We start from the raw sequence: 26,092 nt of genomic DNA, 5'->3' as shown, positions 1-26,092 counted from the left end.
ACATGAGGAAGTTGGTACGATTAGCAACCATGGATTACTCTCTGGGTAACCTATTAAAAGGTCAGCTAAAATATCTGTCAGCTTACTATGAGGTTATAGGCGTGGCTTCCAACTCTGGAAAACTTCAAGGCATCGGCGACCGTGAAGGCATCCGTGTAGCCGACATTCCCATGAGCCGAGAAATATCCTTGAAACAGGACGTGCGCTCGCTGTTTGCACTCTTCCGCTTTCTGCGGCAGGAACGGCCCTACATCCTGCACTGCAACACGCCGAAAGGATCGCTGCTTGGCTTGGCGGCCGGATGGCTGGCCCGGGTGCCCCATCGCATCTACACCGTGACGGGACTGCGTTATCAAGGAGCACACGGACTTCTGCGGCTTATCCTCAAGACCATGGAACGCCTCTCGTGCCTCTTTGCCACCAAGGTCATACCCGAGGGACAAGGAGTGCTCCACACCCTGCAGCACGACCATATCACGCGAAAACCGCTTGCCGTACTGCATCACGGCAACATCAACGGCATTGATACTGCATTCTTCAGTCGCAAGGCCTTGTCAGGTGGAACGGAGCAAGTGAGCCGGACTTCTCTGGGCTTGGCCGACGACGACTTCGTGTTTGTCTTCATTGGGCGCATCGTCCACGACAAAGGCATGGACGAGCTGGCGAGGGCTTTTGCCCGCCTTTCGGCATGTCAGCTTCCCCGACGCCCCAAGCTGCTGATTGTAGGCTCCTTTGAAAAGGGAGACCCCATCGACCGGCAAAGCGAGCAAGAATTCCGCACCTCGCCCGATGTGTGCCTGGCCGGCTGGCAGAGCGACGTGCGACCCTACCTTGCCATCAGCGACGCGCTGGTGTTCCCCAGCTATCGCGAGGGATTCCCCAACGTGCCCATACAGGCCGGAGCCATGGATGTGGCAAGCATCGTGACAAACATCAACGGCTGCAACGAAATCATTAAAGACGGGCAGAACGGCAAGATTATCGCCGCTCCGCTTGCCGAAGGCTCCGAGCAGATGGAGGCCGCACTCTACGATACCATGCGGTGGTTTGTGGAACATCCTGCCGAGGTAGGGCGAATGGCCCGCAATGCACGTGCTATGATTACGTCGCGCTACGAGCAGCGGGATGTCTGGGAGGCCACCTTGCAGATGTACCAAAGCCTCTGACACACGTACTACAAACAATCCAAACAAATCAAAAAGTCTGAAAAGAGACACCATGCAAAAACCAGAAAAGCGAATCATTCTCTGTCTGGCCCACATGTCGGGCAATGAAATGAAATATGTGCAGGAGGCTTTCGACACCAATTGGGTGGTGCCCCTGGGCCCCAACGTCAACGGATTTGAGAGCGACCTGAAGCAATTCGTCACCGGAACAGCGCCGGACGGCGCCGGCTCCTCCAGCAGGAAGGGAGAGCAAAGCGGGATGGAGGAAGCGCTGGAGCGAAAGCAAGTGGTGGCCCTGGCCTCGGGCACGTCGGCCGTACACCTGGCTCTCGTCGCTCTGGGCGTCCGGGCGGGCGACGAGGTGATGTGCCAGAGCTTCACATTCTGCGCCTCCTCCCACCCCGTGAGATACCTGGGGGCCACGCCGGTCTTCGTCGATTCCGAGCCCGACTCCTGGAACATGGACCCCGAACTGCTCGAGACGGCCATCCGCGACCGCATGGAAAAGACGGGCCGCAAGCCGCGCGCCATCATCGTGGTCTACCTCTACGGCATGCCGGCCAGGATTCGCGACATCATGGCCGTGGCCGAAAAATACGGCATTCCCCTCATCGAGGATGCTGCCGAAGCCCTCGGCTCGCGCTACGACGGGCAGGTATGCGGCACCTTCGGCCAGTATGGCGTGCTGAGTTTCAACGGCAACAAGATGATCACCACCTCGGGCGGCGGCGCCCTTATCTGCCCCGATGCGGCCAGCAAAGAGCGTATCATGTTCTTCGCCACCCAGGCCCGCGAGGCTTTCCCCTACTACCAGCACGAGGAAATAGGCTACAACTACCGCATGAGCAACATCTGCGCCGGCATCGGCCGCGGACAGATGACCGTGCTCAACGCCCACATTGCCCACCATCAGCACCTGGCGGCATACTACCGAGAGGCGCTGCGCGACGTGCCGGGCATCGCTTTCCACGACAACCCCAACGCCCACGCCGACTCCAATTTCTGGCTCAACACCATCACCATCGACCCGTCTGTCCGTGTGGCGGGGCAGGAGCGGGCCTACGCCGAGGCCGTACACGGTGCCGTGGGCGGTGCCGCCGGCGTGGTGCATGCCACCGGACGGGCCCATACCGACTGCGAACCCAACGACAATGTCGAGGCCATGCGCATGTTTCTTGACCAAGCGGGCATCGAGAGCCGCCCGCTCTGGAAGCCCATGCACCGCCAGCCGGTCTACCGCGACTACCCGGCCTACGTCAACGGCGTCTCCGAATCGCTCTTCAAAATAGGGCTCTGCCTACCCAGCGGACCGCTCGTCACCGACGAGAATGCCGCCTACATCGTCGACCGCATCAAGGCGGCCATTATGTAAAAGCCGGTGATATGTAGGGACATATTGTAGAGGCAAGACACCAAACAACCACGGTTGGCATATAGGGACACACGCAATGTGTGTCCATCTGCACCATTCATTGTAGGGACATACAAGGCGTATGTCCCTACAATTGTATTATCCCCCTGCGTGTTAAACATGATTTTTAGACAGAACGAGAGGTGGTTTTAGACATAACAACATATTGAACATATTGCTGCGCAGTGGAGATTTAGACATAGTAACAGAATCGTGCAGCAAATTGGGGCCATCTGTTGTTCTGTCTAAAACCACCCCTCGTTCTGTCTAAAAGACAACCGGCAACAACGATAAACAACAAGCCATCCTGTCTAAAAACCCGTCGCGCAGCTATATGTTCAATATGTTGTTATGTCTAAAACCACCCCTTGTTCTGTCTAAAAGACAACCGGCAACAACGATGAACAACGGGCCATCCTGTCTAAAACCGCTCAAGGCTCTGTCTTCACGCCGCAAACGCAAGGCGACAACACCGCAAACGCGCGACGATTACGCCGTCAACGCAGAGCGATGACGGCGTAAAGAAAGAGGCATGGCGGCCTATACCAATCCTATTAACCAGCCTATACAGTCCTATAGCCCGGCCTATACAGCCTACAAACAAGCCCATACAGTCCTATAAGACGCCTATACTGGCCCTATAGCCCGGCCTATACAGTCCTATAACCCGTCCAATCCCGGCCTATAGTCAGCCTACACCAACCCATAGGAGAGGTGGGGAGGCCCCGCGGCGCGGCCTCCCCGCGCGGGTTCAGAGCATGAGCGAGAGTGCGCGGCCGTCGTAGTCCACAGTCTGCGCACCCTGCATGGGCTGGTCGCCGCGGCCGCTGTCTGCCCCCACCAGCACCACACGGAAGCGGCGGCGGGCCAGCATGCCCTTGTAACGCCCCCGGCGCGCGCCGATGGTGAGACGGTGCGCGGCATCGTCGTAGCCGAAGCGGATGGTGGCATACTGCCCGCGCTCGTAGTCGTAGCCGTCGCCAGCGTCCTCGTAGAGCGTGAAAGAGCCGTCGGCACCGGGGTAGACACGTATCTCCAGGTCGTCCCAGGGCTTCTCCGAGCTGTACTGCACATCGGGGCCGAAAGGCATCACCGTGCCCGCCCTGACATAGACCGGCATGATGTCGATGGGGCACGGACGCAGCAGCTCCTGCCCGCCGTCGTGCCGCTCATTCGTCCAAAAGTCGTACCAGGCAGAGCCCTTTGGCAAGTACACGCACACCGGAGCCGCGGCCCGCTGCAGGTCGGGATAGATGAGGTGGCCGCGCTTCTGCGCGTCTTTCCACGTGTAGAGCGGGTCGGTGACGGGCTTCACCAGCAGACTGCGGCCGAAGAGATACTCGTCGTTGAGCCGCGCGGCACGGCGGTCGGCACGAAAGTCCATCACCAGCGGCCGCATCATGCTGCCGTCGTTGAGCACGCAGTCGGCCAGCGTGCTGTAGATGTAGGGCAGCAGACGGTAGCGCAGGCGGATGCCGGCGCGGATGGCGTCGTAGCACCAGTCGCCCTCGTCGCCGAAGCGCCAGGGCTCGCTCACCATCGGCGAGGAGCAGTGGTTGCGCATCAATGGCATGAACACGCCCCACTGCATCCAGCGCGTTTGCAGCTCCTTGAGGGCGGCGTTGTGCGGGTTCTGCTCGAAGCCCCAGTAGAAAAATCCGCCCAGGTCGGTGTTCCACATGGGGATGCCGCAGAGCGTGTAGTTGAGGCCCGAGGGCACTTGCTGCTTCATCTCGTCCCAGCTGGCCGCGATGTCGCCACTCCACGAGAACGCGCCGTAGTGCTGCATGCCGAACGTTCCGCTGCGCGTCATCTGAAACACGCGCCTGCCGTTGCCGCGCAGGGCGCGCTGATGGTCGTAGATGCCGCGGTTGTGGACCAGGGGGAACGCATTCTTCACGCTGCGCCACGAGCCGTCGGCCGTGAGCCAGTCGTCGTCGCCAGGCTGCTCGAAGTGGTCGGGCTCGGTCGAGTCGGTCCACCAGGCATCCATGCCCATGCCGTAGAGATGGGACAGATGGCGCCAGTAAATGTCGCGCGCCTTGGGGTTGAACGCGTCGTAAGGCATCACGCCCTGCCGGCGGGGCCAGGTGTCGAAGGGGTAGAGCGCTCCGATTTTCTCCAGTTCGCGGTACTGCGGCGTCCAGGGCCCGAAGCTGGCCCACACGCTTATCATCAGATGAGCGTTGTTGCGGTGCACGTAGTCCACCATCTCTTCGGGGCTCTTCAGCCGCGGCGTCTGCCGTGCGGGCAGGCTGCGCATGTCGGCGGGCAGGTATTTCTGCCACTCCGGGTCGCCCACCTTATTGATATAGTAAGGGTTCATAAAGCGCATGGCGTTCCAGTTGGAGTCGCAGCCCCAGTACTGCCAGTCCTGCACAATACCGTCGAGCGGCAACCGTCGGCGGCGGAACTCGTCGAGCACCGAGGCCAGCTCGTCGCTCGTTTTGTAGCGTTCGCGGCACTGCCAGTAGCCCATGGCCCAGAGCGGGAACATCGTGGCGCGGCCCGTAAGCTGTCGTATAGCCGCGACGACGCCGTCCTGCGTGCCGTCGCGATAGAGGAAGTAATAGTCCACGCAGGGCGCCACTTCGCTCGAGAAGACGGTGCGGCCCGTGGCCGGCGAGTCGGTCCAGCGCGAGCGTCCGGCGTTGTCCCAGTAGAGTCCGTAGCCCTTTTCGCTGGTCAGGTAGGGGATGGAGATGTAGGTGTTGTGGTTCCAGAACTCCACGTCGCGGCCGCGCCGGTTCATCGCCGTGTCGCGCAACTGGCCCATTCCGTAGACTGCTTCGTCGGGTTCCAGCGTGAACTCCTGGCTCACGGCGTACTTGCCGCTGTCCACGGCATGGGTGCAGGGCGTGAGCGTGGCCGCCCCGGCGCGTAGCAAGGTGCGGCCCGTGCTGTCGGCAAAGGTGACGGCTCCGTCGGCCAGGTTCAGCGTGACGCGGATGCGGGCCGACTGCAACGTCAGCCGCCCGTCGGCCTCGCACCGGTCTATGCCGCGCCCGAGGCCCTGTCCGGGCTGGGCCACGACGGAATAACTCTTCTTCTCTCCCACCCCGCTGCCGGGCCATACGCTCACGCGGACGATGGTGGGCGAGTAGAATTGGATGCTCACTGTGCGGCCGTCCAGCTGCTTCCGGCAGCCGAAGCCGATGCTCTCGGCCCCTGCGCCCGGGCCTGTGGCCAGGGCGAGGAGCGTGAGGACGAGGTAACGCAAGAAGGTTCTCATCATGCAATGGGTTTTAAAAACGTTGGGGTTGCGGCCGCCGGGCTCAGTAGCCGGGGTTCTGTTTCAGCTTGCCGTTGGTCAGAATCTGCCTGTTCGGAATGGGGTAAAGGTTGCGCGTGGCGTCGCTGGCGTCGTGCGAGAACCAGGCCCGCGTGGTGAAAACGCCGAAGCGCACCATGTCCTGCCGGCGGCGGCCCTCCTGCGAGAACTCCCAGCCCAGCTCGTCGAGCATGCGTCCATACTTCACCTGGGCCCCGTCGTGGGTGGTGCGGGAGTCGTCGCGGCGGCCGTAGTCGTAGCAGGTTGTGCCCTCGAGCTGGCTGCCGCTGACGGCGGCTTTCTCGGGAAGGTCGGCAAAGTTGCGGCGGCGCACCTCGGTGACCAGCCGTGCGGCCTCGTCGGCCCGGCCGGTGCGCAGCAGGGCTTCGGCCTTCATCAGCAGCACGTCGGCATAGCGCAGCAGGGGAAAGTCGTTGCTCAACCGGTTGGTGATGCCCTGTGCATACTCGAACTTGCCCCAGCGCAACCCCTGGTTTTCCTCGGAGCCGTCGATGCTGTTCACGTGGTTCACGTAGTCGAGCGGGCGGCCCACCAGGTTGCCCATGGTGCACTTCAGGGTGTCGCCCGTGGCCGAAAACTGCACGCCGGCGATGAAGTCATCCCGCAGACGGCGGTCGTCGGGGTCGAAAGTGTCGATGTATTGCGGCAGTGCGCAGACGCCGCCCCAGGGCGTGGCCTGGAAGTTGTAGGTGGCTTGGTTCTCGGGTTGCAGCGAGTACATGTGGAAGTCGAAGGCGTTCCAGTCGTCCACGTAGGTCTCGTCGAACGGCAGGGCGAAGATGATTTCGCGCGACTTCTCGTTGTTGGTCACGAACACGTTCTTGCGTGTGGCCTCCAGCGCATACTTGCCGCTGCCGATAACCAGGTCGCATGCCTCGATGCACTTGTCGTAATCCTGGTGCGTTCCGTCTGAGAACACCTCGGAATTGAGGTACATCTTGGCCAGCAGCGCGTATCCGGCCCACTTGTTGAAGCGGCCGTAATAGGCGTTGTCCACGCGCTCGCTCAGGTTGGGAATGTTCTCGGTGAGCTCCTTGACGACGAACTCGTACACGTCCTTGCGGCTGCTTTGGTCGGGCAGGAATCCCTCGGGCACGTCGAAGCGGGTCACGATGGGCACGTTGCCGAAGAGGTCGTCGAGCAGGTAATAGTACGAGGCGCGCAGCACTTTCAGCTCCGAGACGATGGCCGTCTGGCGGTCGCCGAGCTTGATTTGTCCCGACTCTATCTGGTAGAGCACGCGGTTGCAGGCGTTGATGCCGTCGTAAGTGCGCACCCACGACTGCAGCGGAATGTCGTCTTCGCTGGTCCATTTGTGCTGGTGCATGCGCTTGTACACGCCGCCATCCACCCATCCGTTGGGCCTTGCGGGAATCACGTCTTGGTCTGTACAGAGCATCTCGGCCCGTGCCACGCCGTTCCAGAGCAGCATGGTCTTGCGCCACGACACGTATCCCGACGACAGCAGCGAGGCCACATCCTCGTCGGTCGGCTCGAAGCCGTCGGCCACAATACGGTTGTAGCTGGTGTCCTCCAGCCTGGTGCAGGAGGCTGTGCCCAGGAGGGCGGCAACCCCTACAAGGCAGGTATAGAGCAGGTTTCTTGTTTTCATGTTTCGGTTTTGTTTAAAGTTGGCAGTGTGGCGGTTAGAAAGTGGCGTTCAGTCCAAAGGTGAACGAACGCGTGTGGGGGAAGATGTCGCGGTTGTCGTAGCCGGGGTTCAGGCCCGCTGCCGACACTTCCGGGTCGATGCCCTTATAGCCGCTGATGGTGATAGCGTTGTTCACCGTGGCGTAAAGGCGCAGTGCCTTGACATACTTGCCCAGCCGGCCAAAGGTATAGCCCAGCGTGACGTTGTCTATTTTCCAGTAGTCTCCGTTCTCCACATAGTAGCTGTTGAACTCCTCCGAGCAGAGCGTGTTGAGCACGGCCTTGCCGAATACCGGGTCGTAGGCCGAGCGCAGGCGGTTCCAGTCCTGGCGGCTGCGGTTCTCATAGAACATCCGTGTGCCGTTGATAATCTGGAAGCCGAAGGCCCCGCGCATGTTCACGGCCAGGTCCCACTGCCTGTAACGCAGCTGGTTGTTGAAGCCGAGGTACCACTTGGGCACGCCGTTGCCCAGCACTTGCTTGTCCTCAAAGCTGTGCGTGAAGTCGTCGTAACCCACGCGTTGGCCGTCCCTGTTCTCGTAAATCCACTTGCCCTGCTCGTCCACGTCCACCACTTTGAAGCCGTAAATGTCGCCCACACGGTGGCCGATGCGCACGATGTGCGACTCGGTCTTCACCGGCTCCTCGATCCATCCGGCCATGAAATAGTCGGAAGAGGCCTGGTAGAGGTCGTTCGATAGGCTCTTCAACTTGTTGCTGTTGGTCGAGAAAGTGAGCGTGGCGTTCCACGTCAGGTCCTTCGTCTTCACCGGAATGGCACCCACCATCACCTCCAGACCGTTGTTGCTCATCTCGCCCACATTGGCGCGGGTAGTGGTATAAAGGTTGGGGGGAGAGGGCACGGAGTAGTCGTAGAGCAGGCCCTTGATGAGGCGATAGTACCAGTCTATGCTCACGTTGAGGCGGTAGCCGAGCATGCTGAAGTCCAGTCCCACGTCGTATTCGTGCTTCTCTTCCCACTTCAATTTGTCGTTGGCGTTCTGCGTAGGCTGGAGTGCACGTATCCATTTGCCGTCGTAAAGGTAGTAGTCTCCATAGCCCAAGAGCGAGCGGCCGAGGAACGATTCGCTGGGCTGCGAGCCCGTCACGCCGTAGCCTGCACGCAGCTTCATGTCGTCGAAGAGCTGCTGGCGGCGCATGAAATCTTCCTCGGTGATGCGCCAACCGAGCGACACCGACGGGAAGTTGCCCCAGGGTTGCCTGGTGCCTGCCAGCTGACTCGCGGCCTCATGACGCAGACTTGCCATGAAGAGGTAGCGGTTCTTGTAGTTGTAATTCACGCGTCCGAAGAAGCCGATGAGGTTGGTGTCGAGCCAGTAGCTGTACTCCGTGGCCTTGCCTTCCTTGAGTGCTTGGCCCACCCCGATGTTGTGCCAGCTGAACCGGTCGGTCGGGAAGTTGTAGTTGCGCTCGTACTGCTGGTTGTAGTTGCCGGCCTGATAGCTGTAGCCCGCAAGGGCCTGCACCGAGTGATTGCCGAACGACTGGTGATACTGCGCCGTGAGCTCCACGAGCTTGGTCATGGTCGACGAGCTGCCGGTCGAGGCATATCCGTTGCGGCCGTCGCGGATATTGGAGATGTGCTGCTTGGTCTCGTAGTAGCCTCCGCTGCGTGTTGTCTTGTCGTAGGACAGCAGGGCGTTGAACGTGAGCACCTTGATGGGGTTGAAAGTAATGTTTGAACTCACCCGCGTTTGCTGCACGTCCTGCCTGCCGTCGGCCTCGTAGATGCGGGCCAGCGGGTTGTCGTAGTTGAAGATGCCGGTGTTCTCGCGCCAGGTTCCGTCGGCATTCCGCGTGGGTTCCGTGGGGTTGTGGATCATCGCCTGACGCCAACTGTAGGTGTCGAAACTGCCGCCGTCGGTGGTCGAGGTGTAGCCGCTCTTGTTGGCCAGAAGCTGGAAATTGAAGCGCAGCATGTCGTCGAGCATGCTGTGGTTCACCTCGGCACGGCCCTGAAACTCCTCTTTGTCCGACTTGTGGAAGATGCCCTGGAGCTTGCGGTAGTTCAGGTTGAAGATGTAATTGGTCTGCGGTGTGCCGCCCTTGAACGAGAGATTGTGCACGTGGCTCACGCCCGTGCGTAGCACTTCGTCTATCCATCGCGTGTCGCTGCCCAGGTCCCAGGAGGCGTCGCGCAGCCCGTCGGCAATCTGTCGGCGGTAATCTGCGGCCGTGCAGAAGTCGGGTTTCTTCACGATATGGGTCATGGTGAGGTAGCCGCTGTACTGCACTTCGTTCATGTTCTCGCCCTTGGCCTTGCGCGTGGTAATCATCACCACGCCGTTGGTGCCGCGCGAACCGTAGATGGCCGCGGCCGAGCCGTCTTTCAGCACGTCGATGCTCTCGATGTCTTCGGGGGCCACGGTGTTGAAGTCGCCCGGCACGCCGTCGATCAAAATCAGCGGATTGGTCGATGCGCCAAGGATGGTTGTGCTGCCGCGCAGCGACACTTCGGTGCCGCCCACAGGGTTTCCGTTGGGATTAGTGACCGACAGGCCGGCTATCTTTCCCTGTATCAGCTGCCCGGCATCGTTCACCGCACCGGCCGTGAAGTCCTCACGCTTCACGCTGCCCACGGAGCTCGTCACGTCGCCTTTGCGCTGTGTGCCGTAGCCGATGACCACCACCTCGTTGAGCACTTTGTTGTCTTCCTGCAGCGTCACGGCCACATTCCGGCGGCCGTTGAGCGGCAGTTCCTGCGGGGCGAAACCGATGTATGTCACCTGCAGCGTGGCCCGGGCGGAAGCCACCGTGAGGGAGAAGCGGCCGTCAAGGTCGGTCACGGTGCCGTTGCCGGTGCCTTTCTCCATGACGGTTGCGCCGATGATGGGCTCGCCGGCAGCGTCGGTCACGGTGCCCTGCACCTGGTGGCGGGCCTGGGTGGGCGCTGGCCGCGGCGCGGTGTTCATGGTCTGCACGGGCAGCCGGCCGGGGGTGCCGGCCGCATGGGCTGCGGGTTGCGACGGGGCGTGCGCTCCGGCCACGGAGCAGCAGACGGCCGCCGACGCAAGGATGAGGTTCTTCTTTAGGTTCATGTCGATTGCGTAATTTTAGGTTGTATGATGAATGATGAATGGTTGGCAACAGGCCGCACGGGCACGGCACGGGGCCCGACGGGGTGGCGACATACGCCTGCCCGACGGTTGCAAAGTTAGGGTTTCGGCCCCGAAAAAGGATAGAACAAATGAAGATTTGGGATGTAACGTATGTTGATTTTCCCTTGGTTCAGCAACGGAAAACGGCAAAAACGCAAGCCGAAAAACGGGAAAACGCCCGGCGAAAAACGGCTCGACGCGATGCGGTTGCGCCATTTTCGCGCGACGATTGCGGCCTCATCGCGCGGCGGTTGCAGCGCCGCGCCCGCAGCATGCGCAGCCCACGGCCATGCCGCAAGGCAGCGAAGAAAAGGAATTACTGGTATTCCGACGGCTTCATGCCGAACTTGAGCTTGAAGCACTTGGCGAAGTAGCTGGGACTGTTGAAGCCACACTGTGCGGCAATCTCATTCACGCCGTGCCGCCCCTGGCGCAGCATGCGGGCCGCTTCGTCCAGCCGGATGTTGCGGATAAAGGCCACGGGGGTGTCGGCCGTGAGGGCGGTGAGCTTCTTGTAAAGGCCTGTCCGTTCCACGCAGAGGTCGTTGGCCAGCTGCTCCACGCCGTACTCGCCGTCGGCCAGATGCCGCCGCACGAGGGCCTCGGCCCGCTGCAGGAAATCGGGCTGCGCGGCCGCGACATCAGCCGCAGGCTCTGCCGGAGCCTCCGACACGGGACTCAAAGGCCTGAACAGCGCGGCCATCGGCTCCGCCTGTGGCCGCTGCGGCGACAAAACCGGGCTTTCCGTGCCGGCCGCGGCCTCCTTGCGCCGCCGCCTCAGCAGCCATCCGGCCCCCACTCCGCCGGCCAGCACCACCGCGCCCGCCCACACGCCGGGCCACGCCCACCACGGCCGCGCCACCGAAATGTGCACCGTGCGCACCGTGCCCACCCACCGCCGCGGGTTGGTCGAGGCCTGCACCTGCAGCGTGTGGTCGCCCGCAGCCAGGCGGGTGAACGAGAGATACATCACACCGTGGTCGCTGACCACGCCGGGATGGCTGTCGGCCGACACCGTGTGCCACACCCCGCCATCGAAGCGGTAGCGGTAACAGGTGCCGCGGGGCCGCACGTAGTTCATCGTCGTGAACTTGAAGGACACGTCGCGCTGGCCGCTTCCCAACCGCAGTTGCTGCAGGTAGGGCGTGTCCGTGGGCAGCAGCACGCGGCCGCCGTAGGCCCGCCCCATGCGCAGCTCCTCGCCGCCAAGGTAGACGTTGGTCAGGATGGGACACACGGGAATGTTGAGGGTTCGCGTGTCGAAGAGGTTGAAAAGCGACGAGGCGTAGAGCAGTCCGTTGTGGTAAGTGCCCAGCCACACGCCTTGCTGATGGTCGGGATAAATGGTGTTGATGCCGTCGGTGAGGGTGCTGCCGTCGGGCAGCGACACCGTGCGGAACTCCCGGCAGCGGGCCCCGCGGTTCAGGTCGAAGAGCAGGTAACCGCGCAGACTGCATATCAGGGCCACGTTGTCGGGCGTGACATTGAGCGTGTTGAGGATGTAGGGCGAGCGGTAAAGCTCGCGAAAGCGGAAGCGGCGCGTGTCGAACGCGAGGAAAATGGTCTCGTGCCGGCTCGTGCGAATCTGGTAGAACATGCGGTGGGGACCGCGCACAATGAGCGAGGTGCGCTGGTAAAGCCGGGCGTCGGCCGGGCCGTAGGCCGTGGCCACGCGCAGCCGGCGGCCGGTGCGCAGGTCGTAGTCCACGGCCATGCCCGTGCTGAAAAAGGTGTAGAGGCGGCCGTCCCACACGTCCAGGTCTTGCAGTCGGCCCAGCGAATCGGGCATGAGATAGTCGCGGCGGGTGCAGATGTTGCGCAGCCTGCGGCCCGCAACGACCCATGTGTCGTGATGGCTGTCGATGTAGAGGTCTTCGGGTGGCAGCCCGCCGCCCCAGCGGCGAAGCGAGTCGAGCGGGGCGGGCATGGGGCGCAGACGCTGCAGGTCCACGCAGGTCACGGCATAATGGTCCTTGATCCAGAGCCGTTCCTGCCGGTCGAGGTAGAGGTGCGTCTCGCCATCGTAGCGGCGCAGGGGCGTGCGCAGCCCCTTGTGCAGCGGCACCAGGCAGAAGTTCTGCCCGTTGTACACGTTGACGCCACGCTCGGTATAGACCGCCATGCGGCCATCGCCGAGCTGAATCATCTGCAAAATACCATTGTCGGAAAGGCCGTTCTGGCGGTTCAGCGTATAGAAGATGCGCGTGGCCGAACGCACCGACGGCGACGATTCGCCCTCGTCCACGGCCGTGGCCCCACGGGTGGCGGCGCTGCCTCCCACCCCCGGCGCGAGGATGAACAACAAGGGAAGCAGCAGCAAATGTCTCCGGGCGGTCATACGTGCAAATTTACGAAAACAAATCGTAAAACCGCTAAACCACGCCGGAGGAGAAAGAACCGTAAAACGTTAAAAAACTCAAACCCGCCTATTTCACCGTCACCCGCACGCCCACATTGAGGTGCAGGCCGAGCGGCTTGTCGGTATAGGCCGAGTGCACGCCGCTGCCATTGTGCAGGTAGCAGGCGGCGCCGGGCTCGGCAAAGACACTCATCCGCGGCGTGGCCAGATATTCCACGCCCGCCGTCGCCAGCAGACTGAACACGGGTCGGTGCTCGCTCACGCGGGTCGAACGGTCGCTGTGGTCCTCCGTCTGGCGGCCGCTCACCAGCTGTTCCACGCATCCGCCGGCCGAGGCGTAGACGTTGACGTGCGGCGTGCGCCACAGGCTGTAGCTGGCCATGAGGGGCAATCCCACGTAGTGGAGCCGCTGGCGCACGGTGCTTTGCATCACGCCGCGCTGCTCCTGAACCAGTTCGGAACTGAGTTTGCTGTAGACAAGGCCCGTCTGCAAGCTCCAGCGGGCGTTGAGTCGCCGGCTCACCGAGAGGCCCACGCGCAGGGGCTGGTGGTGGTGTTCGTGGGTGGTCGTCGGGGGATCGTCGGTCTCGGGGGCCCGCACGGCCTGCAGCTTGGCAGCGTCGTACGGCAGACCGGCGTCGGCATAGCTGGCTTGCGAGAAGTCGCCCAGCGGCTCCTGGGAGGCCGTGGGGCCCGCACCCGAGCCGCCCGCACCGCCATAGAAGGCACCCACGCGCCATGCACGGGAGTCGCGGGGCAGGTCGGCCGAGGCCAGGAGCGGGGCGGCATCGTCGGTGAAGCGGCTCCGGCGCACGCGCCTCACGGTGTCCCTCCCGGCCGAGGCTTCGGCCGGGGTGGCGGCCGGGGGCGTTGTTACAGTCTCGTCGGCAGTCGGCACGTCGGGCGGCCCGGCGGCCAAAGCAATGTCGGCGGCAGCCACAGGCTTCGCGACGGCCCTTGAGGCCTGGGTCAAAGGAGCCGATGCCACGAGCGCTTCTGCCCCTCCGGGGACCGCGCCGTGGCCGCCGCCCGCCCTGTGGGCGGCCTTGGCGGCTGGCCCGCGCTGGGCCACCATAGTTCCGGCAGGCAGGTCACGATGCCCAGCGGGCCGCATCCAGAAGACCACTCCCACCGTCACGGCGGCGGCAGCCACGGCGGCCACGGCCCAACGGCGCAACGTCACCACGCGGGCTCCGGCAGGCTGCACACCGCGCCGCGCCAGCTCGCGGCTGATGCGTGCGGGCAGGTCGGCGGGCGGTTCGGGGCCGTAATCGTCGGCCAGCTGCCTCAGCTTGTTCATCCATTCGTCGTTCATGACTTGCCTTTCTTGTATTCGTTGATGAGATGCGCCAGCATGTTCTTGGCGCGATGGAGCTGCGAGGCCGAGCTGTCGGGCCTGATGCCGAGCAGCTGTCCTATCTCCTTGTGGCTCCGTCCTTCGATGACATAGAGGTTGAGCACGGTGCGGTAGCCTTCGGGCAAGCGGCGCAACAAGGTCATCACCGCCTCTGGCGGCAGCCCCTCCGTGTCGGGATCTTCGTCGGGCAGGTCGGGCAGGTCAGTGTTGAGCACCACCGTTCCCTCGCGTTTCTGCCGGCGCAACAGCTGCAGACTCTCGTTCACCACGATGCGTGCCATCCATGCCCGCAGCGACCCGGGGCCGCGATAGCTGAACCGCTCCAGCTGCGTATAGATCTTGATGAAGCTCTCCTGCAGCACGTCGGCCAGGTCGGCGTCGCCCGTTACATAGCGTGCACAGACTCCCGTGAGGTAGCTGGCATAGCCCGCATACAGCCTCTCCATGGCCAGAGGACTGCCCTGGCGGAATAGCTGCACGAGCTGCTCTTCGTTGTCTGTGGTCTGTACGGTCATGGTTACGTCCGTCGGCGGCTGGGCGGCGGCCCGTGCACGGTCTCTCCGGTCTTCACTCCTGAAATGCCGTGCCAGGCGAAACCTTGCGTGGCGCGCCGCATAAAAACATATATAATAAGGTGTAGCCCCACCGGCCCGGCGGGGCGGCGGCTATTTGTGTACAAAGTTAGCGAATCGGCGGCGCACGGCCAAGAAAAAACGGGCAATACCTAAAAAAATCGCATTGGCCGTGCAAGGTTTCCCACACCACGCCGTTTAAGGGGCAGCAACAAGAAATACAAATGCCAAAATTTAACAGAAAAATGAAAAGCTTAAAAATCATTTCCATGGCGGCCTGCTGCGCCGCCGCACTGGTCTTCAACGCTTGTACCGAGAACGACAGCCCCAAGAGCCTCACTAAAGAAGAGGTGAAGGCGGCTTTTGAAACTGTGAAAGGCACTTACAAGGGCTCCGTCATCTTCCCCGCTACCAACCCCAAGAATGCGAAAGATGTCACCGATACGCTCGACGTGAACTGGACCATCGCCACCGATTCGGTGATGACCATCGACAATCTGCCGGCCCAGGCGCTTGTTCCGGCTATCTCGGACGAAGCCCTCGGCAAGGCGCTGGCCCAGCAGCAAGCCCAGAGCATGAAGTGCTACATCGGGTTCTACAGCGTGTCGCCGGCGTGCTTCCTCATCAATCCCAAGGGCCTGACCTACAAGTTTGCCTACGGCACCGAGAAGAAAGAACACGACGTGGTGGTGGCGTTCTACGTCAACAATAGTGGTTCGCTCGGTGCTTACAACGCCACGAACAAGACGCTTCAGATGCAAATCGTGGCTGGCGGCGTCTACATCGACGGCAAGCTGCAGCCCCGGCTCATCAAGAAAGCAACCCCGCTTCTGTTCAAGGCCACCAAGAAGTAGGCCTATCCGAGGCCGTCATAAGGCAGCCTCACCACGCCCGTACAGCCTCGCGCACCCCATACGCCGCTGTACGGGCATTTTATTTTTCAACATTTCGGGCGCGCAACGCACCGTCTACCCGTTTTTTTGCTACCTTTGCAGCCACACCGCCGCCCCATGCCGGGCGGCCCGACACCCACCCAAAGATGGACAGCGAATTCCAGAAGATGCGGTCGCAGCGGCTCTACGACTTCTCCGACCCCGAAATCAACGCCAGCCTGGCCCACGCCAAGGAGGCCTGCCTACGCCTGAACCAGCTCACGATCACCTCGCCCGGCTTCCGCGAAGCCCTGCGCGAGGTCATTCCGGGAATCCCCGACAGCAGCTGTGTGTGCCCGCCTTTCCACTGTGACCACGGCAACGGCATCACGCTGGGAGAGCGCAGTTTTCTGAACTACAACTGCACCATCCTCGACGGCGCCACGGTCACCATCGGTCGTGACGTGAAGATTGGCCCCGGCTGCCAGCTGCTCACGCCCCAGCATCCGCTCGACGCCGAGGCGCGGCGAGGCACCCGCGAGACCTCCTACCCCATCTCCATCGGCGACGACACCTGGCTCGGCGGGGGCGTCATCGTGTGTCCCGGCGTCACCATCGGCCGCCGCTGCATCGTGGCCGCCGGGTCAGTGGTGATTCGTGACGTACCCGACGACTGCCTCGTGGCCGGCAATCCGGCTGTGGTGAAACGGCGGCTCGACACCCCGGCACGGCCACACGGGCAGGAACCAACAGGGCAGAGCCCCCGACAGAACGGCCGGCACACACCCGCGGACTGACCCGATTTGCAACATTATTCCATATCATGAAGAAAGTTCTAATTGTTTCCGGCCACACCGACCTGAAAGATTCGGTGGCCAATAACACGGTACTCGACGAGCTGAAACGCCAGTTTCCCGAGGCCAAGTTTTCCATCTTGAGCGAGCTCTACCCCGACTTTCGCATCGATGTGGCGGCCGAACAGCAGAAGCTTGTCGAGGCCGACGTCATCGTGTGGCAGTTTCCCGTGTTCTGGTACAGCCTGCCGTCGATGCTCCACCGCTGGGTCGAGGAGGTGTGTGTGCACGGCTTTGCCCACGGCTCCACGGGCACGGCCCTGAAAGGCAAGAAGCTCATCGCCTCGTTCACCACGGGTGCTACGGCCGATTGGTACAGCCACGAGGCACTGGGCTACACCGTCGACGAGATACTTATGTCGCAAATCAAGGCCACGGCCAGCCTGTGCCAGCTCGACCTGCAGGACTATGTGTACACCGGAGGAGTGTCGTATGCCCTGCGCACCGACCCCGAACAGCTGGCCAACATCAAGGCCCTCGCCCGCCGGCATGCCGACAGACTCGCGGCCCAGCTCCGCGAGCTGACAGCATAGGAGGGCGTGCCCGACGCCCCCCCACGGCGGCGCGGCGAATGCGTCACCGCCGGGACATCCCCGCACGACGGCGTTATGGCAAGTCCATAACGCCGTCGTCGTCTTGTGTCCGCGCCGTTTTCGCACCGCCGTTGCGGGCTCATCGCGCGGCCGTTGCGGGCTCGTCGCCAAGCCCGGCTCCCGCCCCCGCCGCTTCGCCGGCCGGCCGGGCATTGAACCTGGAGGGCTGCACGCCAAAGTATTTCTTGAACACGCTGCTGAAATACTTGGGGTTGTCAAACCCCGCAAGCGCCGAAACCTCGCCCACGGACTTGCCGCAGCGCAGCAGGGCAGCCGCCCGCTCGAGCCGGATGACGCGCACAAAGTCCTGCGGCGACTTGCCAGTGAAGGTCTTGAGCTTCATGTAAAACACCGTGCGGCTCATGCCCATCTCGCGGCAAAGCCTGTCGATGGTGAAGCCCGTGTCGGTGATATGATCGAGCACCGCCTTGGTGGCCTTGTTGATAAACTCCACGGCGCCCTCTTCCTTCACGCCGGCGCCTTCGGGGGCCGGCGCGGCCACGTGGATGGGGACATGGGCGTTGGCACTGTCCTGCACGAGTTTCATGTACCTGCCGTGCAGCCCATACATCCACCACATGCCGCGGAAAGCCGCCGCGAGCAACAGCAGGTAGGCCAGCCACATCCACCACGTGTTCCACCAAGGCTGGGCGATGTGGATGGCAATCGTCCGCTCGTCGATGACGGCGTGGCTGGTCTTGCTCACGCAACGGATGTGCAAAAGGTGCCTGCCGGGCTCCAGATTCTCGAAGTTGACGTACTGTTGGGCAAAGGCGTCGCTCCAGTTGTTGTCGCCCAAGCGGTACTGGTAGACGATGTCAAAATGGTTGCGATGGTTGATGCTTTCAAAGGCCACGGAGAAAGTGCGCTGGCTGTACTTGAGCCAAATCTCGTTGCGGGCCAGCCCCTTGGCAGCCTGCTCGTTGAACAGCTCGCGGTCTTTGGCCGACTTTCGGCGGCCCTCCACCCCCTTCACCTCCACGCGCGTCAGCTGCAGCCGGGCCGTGTAGCTCTCTTTCTGCAAGAGCTTCGGGTTGACGATGAGGGCCGCCTCGGTGGTGCCGTAAAGGATGTCGCCGTTAGAAAGCCGGGCCACCGAGCCGCGCAGATAGCAGGCGTCGAGGCCGTAGCAGTAGCTCACGTTGACCACCCTGCCGGGCCGGCGCGGATCCACGAAGGCCAGTCCGCGCTCGGTGCCCAGCCAGAAGCGGCCCGCGTTGTCGCGCACAATGCTGCCCACACTGTTGGAAGGCAGGCCCTGGCGGGTGGTGATCTGCGTGGTGCGGCCCGTGCGAGGGTCGTGGATGTGCACGCCGCAGCCGTCGGTGGCAATCCACAGAAGGCCGTCGGGGGCCTCGCACAGGTCGGTGACGTAGCGGTTGGCAGCGGCTGCGCCGCGGGGCACATAGTGCAGCTCCTGCGGTCGGGCGTCGCCCAGCCGCACACGGAAGAGGCCCCGCGTGGTGCCCACGGCCACGCTGCCGTCGGCGAGCAGCTTCATCACAAACACGCTGTGCAGGTCGAAATACCTCACGCCTGCGGCCGTCTTCACCGCCAACGGGCCGTAGAGCGCGCCCATCCAGAGGTTACCCTCGCGGTCGTAGACCATGCGGTAGACATGGTCGTCGCGCAGCACGCCCCCGGCCACGGAGTAGGCTTGGCGCACTTGTCCGTCCAGCCCTATCTCGCACACGCCGTTGCCGTAGGTGGCGGCCAGAATCCTGCCGTCGGGGCTCCGGCAGACGTCGAGCACTACGAGGCCGCGCCCCGCGTGCCGCCACGTGCCCTGTGCGGTGTTGAACATGCTGACGCCGTCCTCGGTGCCCATGACCAAAAGGTCGGCGCCGTACTGCATCACACAGTTCACGTGGCCGTCGATGATGCTCTGCGCGTTGTTGCGCATGTGGGAGAAGATGGCCACCGTGCTGCCCACGGGCCGCGCAATGTCCAGTCCGCCGGAGTAGGAGGCCATGATGATGTTGCCCCAGCTGTCCACCAGAATGTCGTAGATGCCGTTGCCATAGAGCACCCCGTGGGGCCCGTCGTTGGCGCTGAAGAGCAGCCGCGGGGCCGTCGTGAGGGCGGTGGGGGCGGCAGAGGCCCCGGCCACGCCGACGACAAGGGCGGCCGAAGCCGCCACCTGGTACACGCCGCAGCCGTCGATGCCTATGAGCATCATCGGGCCGCAGGGCCTGATGGCCCTCACCGGATTGTGGGGAATGCCGGGGCCCGCATGGGCCACGGCCCAAGGGCCGGCGGCCGACGGCCGGGCCACCACGAGGCCGCGGTTGAACGTGCCCACCCACAGCCGGTCGCGGCGGGCGTCGTAGTGGGCCACGAGGGCATTGTCGGGCAGCACGCGCACGCACTGCCCGGCGGGGCCGTAGAGGTAGCCGCCGCGGTCGGTGCAGAAGAAGAACCGGCCGCCGCCCAGTGGCAGGACGTGGTGGGCCACGACGCCCGGCTCCCTGAACACGGGCCGCAGCCGTCCGTCCCGCAGCCAGAAGACGCCGCGGTCGGTGGCCAGCCAGAGCGTGCCCCCTGCGGCATAAACGTCGTTCAGCTCCACGGCGGCATGCAGCAGGGCGGCTGCACTGGCCTGCAGGTCAAAGCGGTCCTGAATGCGGTTGTACTGATAGATGCGCCCTTCGTTGTCGAAAACGCAGGGCCGCTCCATGGCGCCGGAGGCATGGGCGAACTTCAACACGCGGCCGGCAAACCGGCTGTGCTCCCCGTCGGCCAGGAAATAGGAGCGCACCGCGACCCCGTTGCTGCGGTCGACGCCGTTCTTGGTGGCTGCCCAGACAGCGCCGTCGGTGGTCTCGCAGAGCGAGAAGGCGCGCTGGCTCGAGAGTCCGGCCCCTGGGCCGACGTGTGAAAACGTAAAGTCCCTCACCTCGTAGCCCCGCCCCGGCAGGGGGAAGAGCAAGAGGCAAAGGACCCATCGTATTTGAAGCAGACGCTTGAGCATGTACATGGCGTTGTTTGTGCGGTTAGGCATAACGGTCGCAAAAGTAACGTTTTTCGGCCAAACCGCCAATGAAAAACCCGTCTTATTGCTGCCGCGCCAAGGCGTTGCTGGTCTTTTCCGCATATGCGGGCAGGGCGAGCGTGGCTCGGCCCTTGACGGTTGCCACGTCCGTAGCCACGAGGAAAGTGTAGGTTCCGGCGTCGGCCAGCCACTGGCTGCCGGCCTCGTCGTAGCTGGCCAGGTCGCGGGTGGCGAGTGTCATCTGCAGCGTCTGCGTCTCGCCGGGCTGCAATGTGCGCGTCTTGGCAAAGGCCTTGAGCTCTTTGGCGGGTTTCTCCAGGCTGCCTTTGGGCGCAGCCACGTAGAGCTGGGCCACCTCCTTGCCGGCCATGCTGCCCGTGTTCTTCACCGAAACCGACACCACGATTTTGTCGCCGCTGCGCTTCACCACGGGCTTGCCAAAGTCGAACGTGGTGTAGCTCAGTCCGTAGCCGAACGGATAGGCCACCTCGCGGCCCCTGCTGTCGAAGTGACGATAGCCCACCCAGATGCCCTCCTCGTGCTCGGTGTAGTCGCGGTTGGGCACGGGCTGGCCGCCACTGCTCATGGACTCGTAGGTGAAGAGGTCCATATCCTGCGGGAAGCAGCGCGTCGAGGGGTGGTCGGTGGCGGCCAGCGGCCACGTCATGGTGAGGCGGCCCGAGGGGCAGGCCTTGCCCGTGAGCAGGTCGGCCACGCTGTTTCCGCCCTCCTCGCCGGGCTGCCAGGCCATGAGAATGGCATCGGGGAAAACGCGCCAGCTGGCCGTCTCGATCACGGAACCCGAGTTGATGACCACCACGACGGGCTTGCCCTCGGCATGGTAGACGGTGGAGACGTCCTGAATGAGCTTCCGCTCGAGCGGGGTGAGGTTGAACTCGCCCTCGACCTTGCGGTCAATGCCCTCGCCGGCCTGCCGCGAAATGGTGACGACGGCCAGGTCCGACTGGGCCACCTGACGCTCCAGACACAGTTGGCTTATCTCGATTTCGGGCATCTTCTGGTCGCCCATCAGGGGTGCCTCGAACCAGCGTTCGCCGGGCCGGTCGGCCTCGAACTTGAGCTTCGCATAGGCAATGTACTTCTGGTAAATCTCGGCAAGGTCGGGCGTGGGCTCAATGCCTGCGCCGCGCAGGCCCTGCACCAAATCCACGATGTAGGGGGTGTGGACGCAGCCCGAGCCTACGCCGCCCGAGAGGAAATTGTACGAACCCGTGCCGAAGAGGGCCACGCGGGGCTGTGCGCCCGGCTTGAAGCCGAGGGGAAGCACGCCGTTGTTCTTGAGCAGCACCATGCCCTCGGTGGCCGCCTCGCGCGCAACGAGGGCGTGGGCTTGCAGGTCGGGGTTGTTGGTGGCCTGATAGCCGTTGAAGTGTGGCGTGCGCACGATGTACTCCAGCAGGCGGCGCACGCACAGGTCCACGGCCTCCATGCTCAGCTTGCCGCTCCTCACGCCCTCCACAATGTCGGCTATCTGCTCCTTGCTGCCGGGCTCCAGAAGGTCGTTTCCGGCCCTCACCTCGTCGATGGTAAGGAGCCCCGCCGACTCGCGCTTGCCGCACCAGTCGGTCATCACGATGCCCTTAAAGCCCCAGTCGTCGCGCAGGATGCGGGTGAGCAGGTCGTCGTTGGCCTGGGCAAAGGTGCCGTTGATGCGGTTGTAGGCCGACATGACCGTCCAGGGCTGGCTCTCGCGCACGGCAATCTCGAAGCCGCGTAGGTAGATCTCGCGGGCGGCGCGCTGCGAGACACGCTCGTCCACGTACAGGCGGTTGGTCTCCTGCGAGTTGACGGCATAGTGCTTCAGGCTCACTCCGGCACCCTCGCTCTGCACGCCGTTGATGTAGGCGGCGGCAATCTTGCCGGTAAGCAGCGGGTCTTCGCTGTAGTATTCAAAGTTGCGGCCGCAGAGCGGGTTGCGGTGTATGTTGGCGCCGGGACCGAGAATGACGTCGCAATTGTAGGCCTTTACCTCGTTGCCGATGGCCTTGCCCACGCGGCTGGTCAGCTCGGTGTTCCATGTGGCTGCGAGGCAGGAGCCGACGGGGAAGCCCGTGGCATAGTAGGTCTTGGGGTCATTGGGCCGCAAGGGGTTGATGCGCACGCCGGCAGGGCCGTCGGTCAACACCGTCTCGGGGATGCCGTAACGCGGCAAGGGGATTGTGGACCCGGCGGCGCCGGGAACCGTTCGCGAGGAATTGCCGGCCATGGCCGTGGTCGTCCAGAAGTCGTACTCGCCGCCCACGAGCAGCGACGCCTTTTCTTCGAGCGTCATGGCGTGGAGCACGGCGTCGATGTTGTCCCGGGACAATTGGGGCGCCTGCCCCATGGCTGCAGTACTCATGGTGAATGCAAGGGATAAAACAAGTGTTTTCATGTCTGATGATTGGGGTTGGATGTTGAATGGTTGGAACTACTCCGGCACCGTCGTCACGGAGAAGTAGTGTTCGCGCAGGGGCTTCTCCACGGCGCGGCCCTTGAGCACCACGTCCTGCTGCAGCCGGATGTCGGCCGACGAGGCCCCCAGCTTGAGCGTGTAGGCGCCCGGCTCGACGCGCCAGCGGCGACGGCGGCCCTCGCGGGTGTAGTGGCCCATCTGCTCGGTGTAGAGACGGATGGAGACCGTCTTGGTCTGGCCCTTGGCCAGGTGCACGCGGGCAAAGCCCTGCAGCTGGATGGGGCGCAGCGGCTGCGACGGCCGGGTGGGCGAGAGATAGAGCTGGGCCGTCTCGGTGGCCTCGGCCCCGCCCGTGTTGGTCACGTCGAAGCTCAGCGTGAGCGCCTCGTCGGTGGTTCGGGCCTCGGGGGCCACGCGCAGGTTGGCATACCTAAAGGTGGTGTAGGTCAGCCCATGGCCGAAAGGCCACTGCACGCGCGGGTCGGTCTGCGTCGAGCGGTTGTAGCAGAGGGTGGAGTCGAGCTCCACGCGGGGGTAGCTCACGCTCAGCTTGCCCGACGGCGACACGAGGCCGTAGAGCATGTCGGCCACGGCATTGCCCCCCTCCTCGCCCGAATACCAGGCCTGGACAACGGCCGCACACTCGTCGGCAAGGTTGCCAAGCACTTGGGCCCGGCCGCCAAACACCACAAGCACCACGGGCTTGCCCGTGGCTATGAGCCGCCGCACGTAGGCCTCCTGGCTGCCGGGCAGACGCAAGCCCCGGCGGTCGCGGTTCTCACCACAGAGCATCACGTTCTCGCCCATGGCAGCCACGATCACGTCGCAGCCCTTGGCCAACGCCAATGCCTCGTCGGCATTGGCCGGTTGGCCCGAGTCGACCTTGCGGTGCAGGATGCCATACTCCCACGCGCGTTCGTCGCCGAGCTCCTGATAGCGCGTCTCTATCTCCTCGGTCCAGTCGCAGCCGCGGCTGTAGAGCACGCTGACACCCGAGGGGGCGCGTCGGGTCATGCCCTCGTTCAGCGTAACGATGTGGGGGCAGTCGGGGCCCACGTCGGTCTTCTTCCAGAAGTAAGACATGGACTGGAAGCTGTAGTCGCCGCACATGGCCCACATGGAATGGGCGTTGGGACCCGTGAGCAGCACCGTCTGCCGACCGCGCAGGGGCAGCACGCCACGGTTCTCGAGCAGCACGACCGACTGCGTGGCCAGCTCGTAGGCCGTGCGCCGCTCCTCGGGCGAGTCGAGCCTGATGTCGTCTGGACTGTACAGATAGGCATCGCTGTCGAACAGGCCGCAGCGCAGCTTGTGCCGCAACACGTTCTTCACGGCGCGCTCAAAGGCCTCGTTGCCCACCAAGCCCAGCTGCAGGGCCTCGGGCAACGTGGCATAATTGCTGCCGACGGGGAAGTCAACATCGTTGCCGCCGTTGATGGCCGCCGCTGCACGCTGCATGGGGCCGGGCAGTCCGGGTATCTGGTCGATGGCGTTGTAGTCGCTCACGACCATGCCGTCGAAACCCACGTAGCCGCGCAGAATGTCGGTCAGCAGCTCGCCGTTGGCCACGCATTTCGTGCCGTGCACGGCGTGGTAGCCAGGCATCACGACCTTGCTGCCCGCCAGCCGAATCATGGCTTCGTGGGGCATGAGGATCTCTTCCATCAGTTCCTTCTCGTCGGCGTCGCCGCCGCCATAGCCCAGGTAGTGTTTGGAACAGGCTGAAACGCCCCGCTTGAGGCCGCCGGCCTGCAAGCCACGCACAAAGGCGGTGCCCAGCACGGCCGAGAGATAGGCATCTTCGCCATACGACTCTTCGAGCCGGTTGAACGAGGGGTTGCGGCACACGTCGACCATCGGCGAGAGCGACAGCACGCCGCCCATGCGGCGCAGGGCGCGGCCGGTCTGCAGGGTCTTCCGTTCGGCCAGCTGCGGGTTGAACGAGCAGGACAGGCCAATCTGCTGCGGATAGACCGTGGCGTCACGGGCATTGATGCCCGAGAGCACCTCCTCGTGGAACAGGGCCGGGATGCCGGTGGGCGTGTGCCGCATGAGCCACTGCTGAATGGCGGCCACGCGGTCGCGCAGCACGTTGGCCGACAGGGGCAACTGGCTGGCATACTGGGAGAAATGGCCGATGCCGTAGGGGATGAGCCGCCGGCACTGCGCCGTGTCGAGCTGGCCCTGGGCATCGAAAAGGTCGTCCATGAACCGGCTCTGCAGCTGCGCCACACGCTCGGGCTGAGACATGCGGCTGTATATTTCGTTCACGCGCCGGGTCTCGGCGGCGGACGGCGAGTCGGCAAGGGGCACGACTGCTGCAGAGGCAGCGGCGGCGTTCACCGCCACCGTCGCCAAGAGCAAGAAGAACTTGTCTTTCATGTCAGCCGGTTACTTGAAGGTCACTTTCGTCACCTTGTAGCCAAAGCCCACGATGAGCATGCCGCCGCGGCCGTCCACAAGGGCTTTGCAGGCTTCGGTGTAGTCGAACACGTAGGGGTTGGGCGTGTCGGCCGTGAGGTCGAACTGGGGCACGAGCTGGTCTTCGGAATTGTCGCCCCACTGCGGGGTGGTGATGCGAAAAGCATGGTATTCGGCCTCAACCAACTCGTAGTAGACGCAGATCTTCGAGCCCACCGGGGCACTGGCCAAGGCTTCGGCGCCCACGGCGACGTTGGCCTCGCCCCAATTGATGGACAAGTCGCCCTGCCAGAGCACGGTTTCTCCCCCACCGGGTTCCACGTAGGGCTCGTTGGTCACCTTGGCCTTGCCCACTCCAAACTTGCCCGCTGCGGTCTCGACCACCAGCTTGTAGTCGCCCTCGGGCAGTTCGGGCACGGTGAAGCTGAGGGCCGATCCGCTGTTGGCCAGGTCGGCCACTTTCTGGCTGCCCACGTAGAGACCCGTCACATCCTGGATATGACTGCCTGGGAGGGTTGCCTTTTGGCCGGGGTTGAGCCAGCGCGACTTGGCGTCGCTGGAGAGCGAGGGATCAGTGTCGAGCGGCAGCACGGACAGCGTGCAACTACGCGAGGTCTCCTTGCCCTTGGTGGTGGTGGCCACAATCTTCACATTGTAGTCACCCGCCAGCAGGGGCATGTCGATGGTTGTACCCTCGCTTGTCTTCTCGCCGTCGATGTACCATGACACCGTGGTGTACTGTGTCGGCGTGACGATGGCGGTGAACGTGAAGTTCTGATCGCGGTCGATCGAGGGCAGGTTGGAGGGCTGGCCGCCCGACATTTCGGGGAGGTCGGTGTTGAGAATGCGCGGTGCGTCGTCCTCGGTGGCCGTGAAGAAAGGGTCGTTGCTCTCCGAGCAGCCTGTGAATGCAAGTGCTGTGGACAAGGCCAAAAGCACGGTATATATTTTCTTCATTGTTGTTGTTTGTTGGTTTGGGAAGTAATGACGTTGGGTGATGGCGTGCGATATAAGCCAG

The 26,092-nt window shown here is 63.4% G+C and carries 16 protein-coding genes; 6 read left to right on the top strand and 10 right to left on the bottom strand.

What is annotated here, in order from left to right; genetic code table 11:
• The first annotated feature begins 2 nt into the window (after positions 1-2).
• Entirely contained in the window at positions 3-1,166 is a 1,164-nt protein-coding gene (locus PREDE_RS10755) for a glycosyltransferase family 4 protein (RefSeq protein WP_005847350.1), read from the top strand.
• 52 nt (positions 1,167-1,218) lie between these two features.
• Entirely contained in the window at positions 1,219-2,538 is a 1,320-nt protein-coding gene (locus PREDE_RS10750) for an aminotransferase class I/II-fold pyridoxal phosphate-dependent enzyme (RefSeq protein ID WP_005847348.1), read from the top strand.
• A 790-nt stretch (positions 2,539-3,328) separates the two neighbouring features.
• Here the strand turns inward: PREDE_RS10750 and PREDE_RS10745 are convergent.
• The 3 genes from PREDE_RS10745 to PREDE_RS10735 are packed head-to-tail and all read right to left on the bottom strand — an operon-like array spanning position 3,329 to position 10,578.
• On the bottom strand, positions 3,329-5,812 hold the full coding sequence (locus PREDE_RS10745) for a glycoside hydrolase family 31 protein (RefSeq protein WP_005847346.1): 2,484 nt from the start codon (positions 5,810-5,812) through the stop codon (positions 3,329-3,331).
• 40 nt (positions 5,813-5,852) lie between these two features.
• Positions 5,853-7,481 (bottom strand): RagB/SusD family nutrient uptake outer membrane protein, encoded by a 1,629-nt coding sequence (locus tag PREDE_RS10740; protein ID WP_005847344.1) that lies wholly within the window; start codon positions 7,479-7,481, stop codon positions 5,853-5,855.
• Between the two features lie 34 nt (positions 7,482-7,515).
• Positions 7,516-10,578 (bottom strand): SusC/RagA family TonB-linked outer membrane protein, encoded by a 3,063-nt coding sequence (locus PREDE_RS10735; protein ID WP_005847342.1) that lies wholly within the window; start codon positions 10,576-10,578, stop codon positions 7,516-7,518.
• A 149-nt stretch (positions 10,579-10,727) separates the two neighbouring features.
• Between PREDE_RS10735 and PREDE_RS13940 the strand changes: the two genes are divergently transcribed.
• Positions 10,728-11,012, top strand: coding sequence for a hypothetical protein (locus PREDE_RS13940; protein ID WP_155801352.1), 285 nt, complete (start codon positions 10,728-10,730; stop codon positions 11,010-11,012).
• Here the strand turns inward: PREDE_RS13940 and PREDE_RS10730 are convergent.
• The 3 genes from PREDE_RS10730 to PREDE_RS10720 form a co-directional block, all read right to left on the bottom strand.
• Entirely contained in the window at positions 10,955-12,976 is a 2,022-nt protein-coding gene (locus PREDE_RS10730; RefSeq protein ID WP_005847340.1) for a helix-turn-helix domain-containing protein, read from the bottom strand. The genes PREDE_RS13940 and PREDE_RS10730 overlap by 58 nt on opposite strands.
• A gap of 88 nt (positions 12,977-13,064) precedes the next feature.
• Positions 13,065-14,312 (bottom strand): porin family protein, encoded by a 1,248-nt coding sequence (locus PREDE_RS10725; protein ID WP_005847338.1) that lies wholly within the window; start codon positions 14,310-14,312, stop codon positions 13,065-13,067.
• A complete protein-coding gene (locus tag PREDE_RS10720) occupies positions 14,309-14,869 on the bottom strand; it encodes an RNA polymerase sigma factor (RefSeq protein ID WP_005847336.1) in 561 nt (186 codons plus the stop codon). The genes PREDE_RS10725 and PREDE_RS10720 overlap by 4 nt, the downstream gene beginning before the upstream one ends.
• Before the next feature lie 302 nt (positions 14,870-15,171).
• Between PREDE_RS10720 and PREDE_RS10715 the strand changes: the two genes are divergently transcribed.
• The 3 genes from PREDE_RS10715 (at position 15,172) to PREDE_RS10705 (ending at position 17,185) form a co-directional block, all read left to right on the top strand.
• Positions 15,172-15,780 (top strand): DUF4840 domain-containing protein, encoded by a 609-nt coding sequence (locus tag PREDE_RS10715; protein WP_015310480.1) that lies wholly within the window; start codon positions 15,172-15,174, stop codon positions 15,778-15,780.
• Positions 15,781-15,965: 185 nt separating this feature from the next.
• Positions 15,966-16,595, top strand: a complete 630-nt coding sequence (locus tag PREDE_RS10710; protein ID WP_005847332.1) for a sugar O-acetyltransferase — start codon at positions 15,966-15,968, stop codon at positions 16,593-16,595.
• A 26-nt stretch (positions 16,596-16,621) separates the two neighbouring features.
• Positions 16,622-17,185 (top strand): NAD(P)H-dependent oxidoreductase, encoded by a 564-nt coding sequence (locus tag PREDE_RS10705; RefSeq protein ID WP_005847330.1) that lies wholly within the window; start codon positions 16,622-16,624, stop codon positions 17,183-17,185.
• A 139-nt stretch (positions 17,186-17,324) separates the two neighbouring features.
• Here PREDE_RS10705 and PREDE_RS10700 read toward each other — a convergent pair whose 3' ends face one another.
• From PREDE_RS10700 to PREDE_RS10685, 4 genes are read right to left on the bottom strand one after another with little or no spacing between them, the layout of a single operon-like run.
• Positions 17,325-20,246, bottom strand: coding sequence for an AraC family transcriptional regulator (locus PREDE_RS10700; protein WP_005847328.1), 2,922 nt, complete (start codon positions 20,244-20,246; stop codon positions 17,325-17,327).
• Between the two features lie 52 nt (positions 20,247-20,298).
• Positions 20,299-22,632: a glycoside hydrolase family 3 C-terminal domain-containing protein gene (locus tag PREDE_RS10695; RefSeq protein ID WP_005847326.1), complete on the bottom strand. Its 2,334-nt coding sequence runs from the start codon at positions 22,630-22,632 to the stop codon at positions 20,299-20,301.
• A 36-nt stretch (positions 22,633-22,668) separates the two neighbouring features.
• Entirely contained in the window at positions 22,669-25,035 is a 2,367-nt protein-coding gene (locus PREDE_RS10690; RefSeq protein ID WP_005847324.1) for a glycoside hydrolase family 3 N-terminal domain-containing protein, read from the bottom strand.
• 9 nt (positions 25,036-25,044) lie between these two features.
• Positions 25,045-26,031 (bottom strand): hypothetical protein, encoded by a 987-nt coding sequence (locus tag PREDE_RS10685; RefSeq protein WP_005847322.1) that lies wholly within the window; start codon positions 26,029-26,031, stop codon positions 25,045-25,047.
• Positions 26,032-26,092: the final 61 nt, after the last annotated feature.

This window comes from Prevotella dentalis DSM 3688, assembly GCF_000242335.1.
Lineage (GTDB): Bacteria > Bacteroidota > Bacteroidia > Bacteroidales > Bacteroidaceae > Prevotella > Prevotella seregens.
The sequence above is the reverse complement of the archived record's forward strand: the minus strand, read 5'-3'. Positions and strand labels throughout refer to the sequence as shown.

Bases quoted from the DNA above. Each gene is read 5' to 3' on its own strand.
- PREDE_RS10755 (WP_005847350.1), top strand. From the start codon at position 3: ATGAGGAAGTTGGTACGATTAGCAACCATGGATTACTCTCTGGGTAAC.
- PREDE_RS10750 (WP_005847348.1), top strand. From the start codon at position 1,219: ATGCAAAAACCAGAAAAGCGAATCATTCTCTGTCTGGCCCACATGTCG.
- PREDE_RS10745 (WP_005847346.1), bottom strand. From the start codon at position 5,812: ATGATGAGAACCTTCTTGCGTTACCTCGTCCTCACGCTCCTCGCCCTG.
- PREDE_RS10740 (WP_005847344.1), bottom strand. From the start codon at position 7,481: ATGAAAACAAGAAACCTGCTCTATACCTGCCTTGTAGGGGTTGCCGCC.
- PREDE_RS10735 (WP_005847342.1), bottom strand. From the start codon at position 10,578: ATGAACCTAAAGAAGAACCTCATCCTTGCGTCGGCGGCCGTCTGCTGC.
- PREDE_RS13940 (WP_155801352.1), top strand. From the start codon at position 10,728: ATGAAGATTTGGGATGTAACGTATGTTGATTTTCCCTTGGTTCAGCAA.
- PREDE_RS10730 (WP_005847340.1), bottom strand. From the start codon at position 12,976: ATGACCGCCCGGAGACATTTGCTGCTGCTTCCCTTGTTGTTCATCCTC.
- PREDE_RS10725 (WP_005847338.1), bottom strand. From the start codon at position 14,312: ATGAACGACGAATGGATGAACAAGCTGAGGCAGCTGGCCGACGATTAC.
- PREDE_RS10720 (WP_005847336.1), bottom strand. From the start codon at position 14,869: ATGACCGTACAGACCACAGACAACGAAGAGCAGCTCGTGCAGCTATTC.
- PREDE_RS10715 (WP_015310480.1), top strand. From the start codon at position 15,172: ATGAAAAGCTTAAAAATCATTTCCATGGCGGCCTGCTGCGCCGCCGCA.
- PREDE_RS10710 (WP_005847332.1), top strand. From the start codon at position 15,966: ATGGACAGCGAATTCCAGAAGATGCGGTCGCAGCGGCTCTACGACTTC.
- PREDE_RS10705 (WP_005847330.1), top strand. From the start codon at position 16,622: ATGAAGAAAGTTCTAATTGTTTCCGGCCACACCGACCTGAAAGATTCG.
- PREDE_RS10700 (WP_005847328.1), bottom strand. From the start codon at position 20,246: ATGCCTAACCGCACAAACAACGCCATGTACATGCTCAAGCGTCTGCTT.
- PREDE_RS10695 (WP_005847326.1), bottom strand. From the start codon at position 22,632: ATGAAAACACTTGTTTTATCCCTTGCATTCACCATGAGTACTGCAGCC.
- PREDE_RS10690 (WP_005847324.1), bottom strand. From the start codon at position 25,035: ATGAAAGACAAGTTCTTCTTGCTCTTGGCGACGGTGGCGGTGAACGCC.
- PREDE_RS10685 (WP_005847322.1), bottom strand. From the start codon at position 26,031: ATGAAGAAAATATATACCGTGCTTTTGGCCTTGTCCACAGCACTTGCA.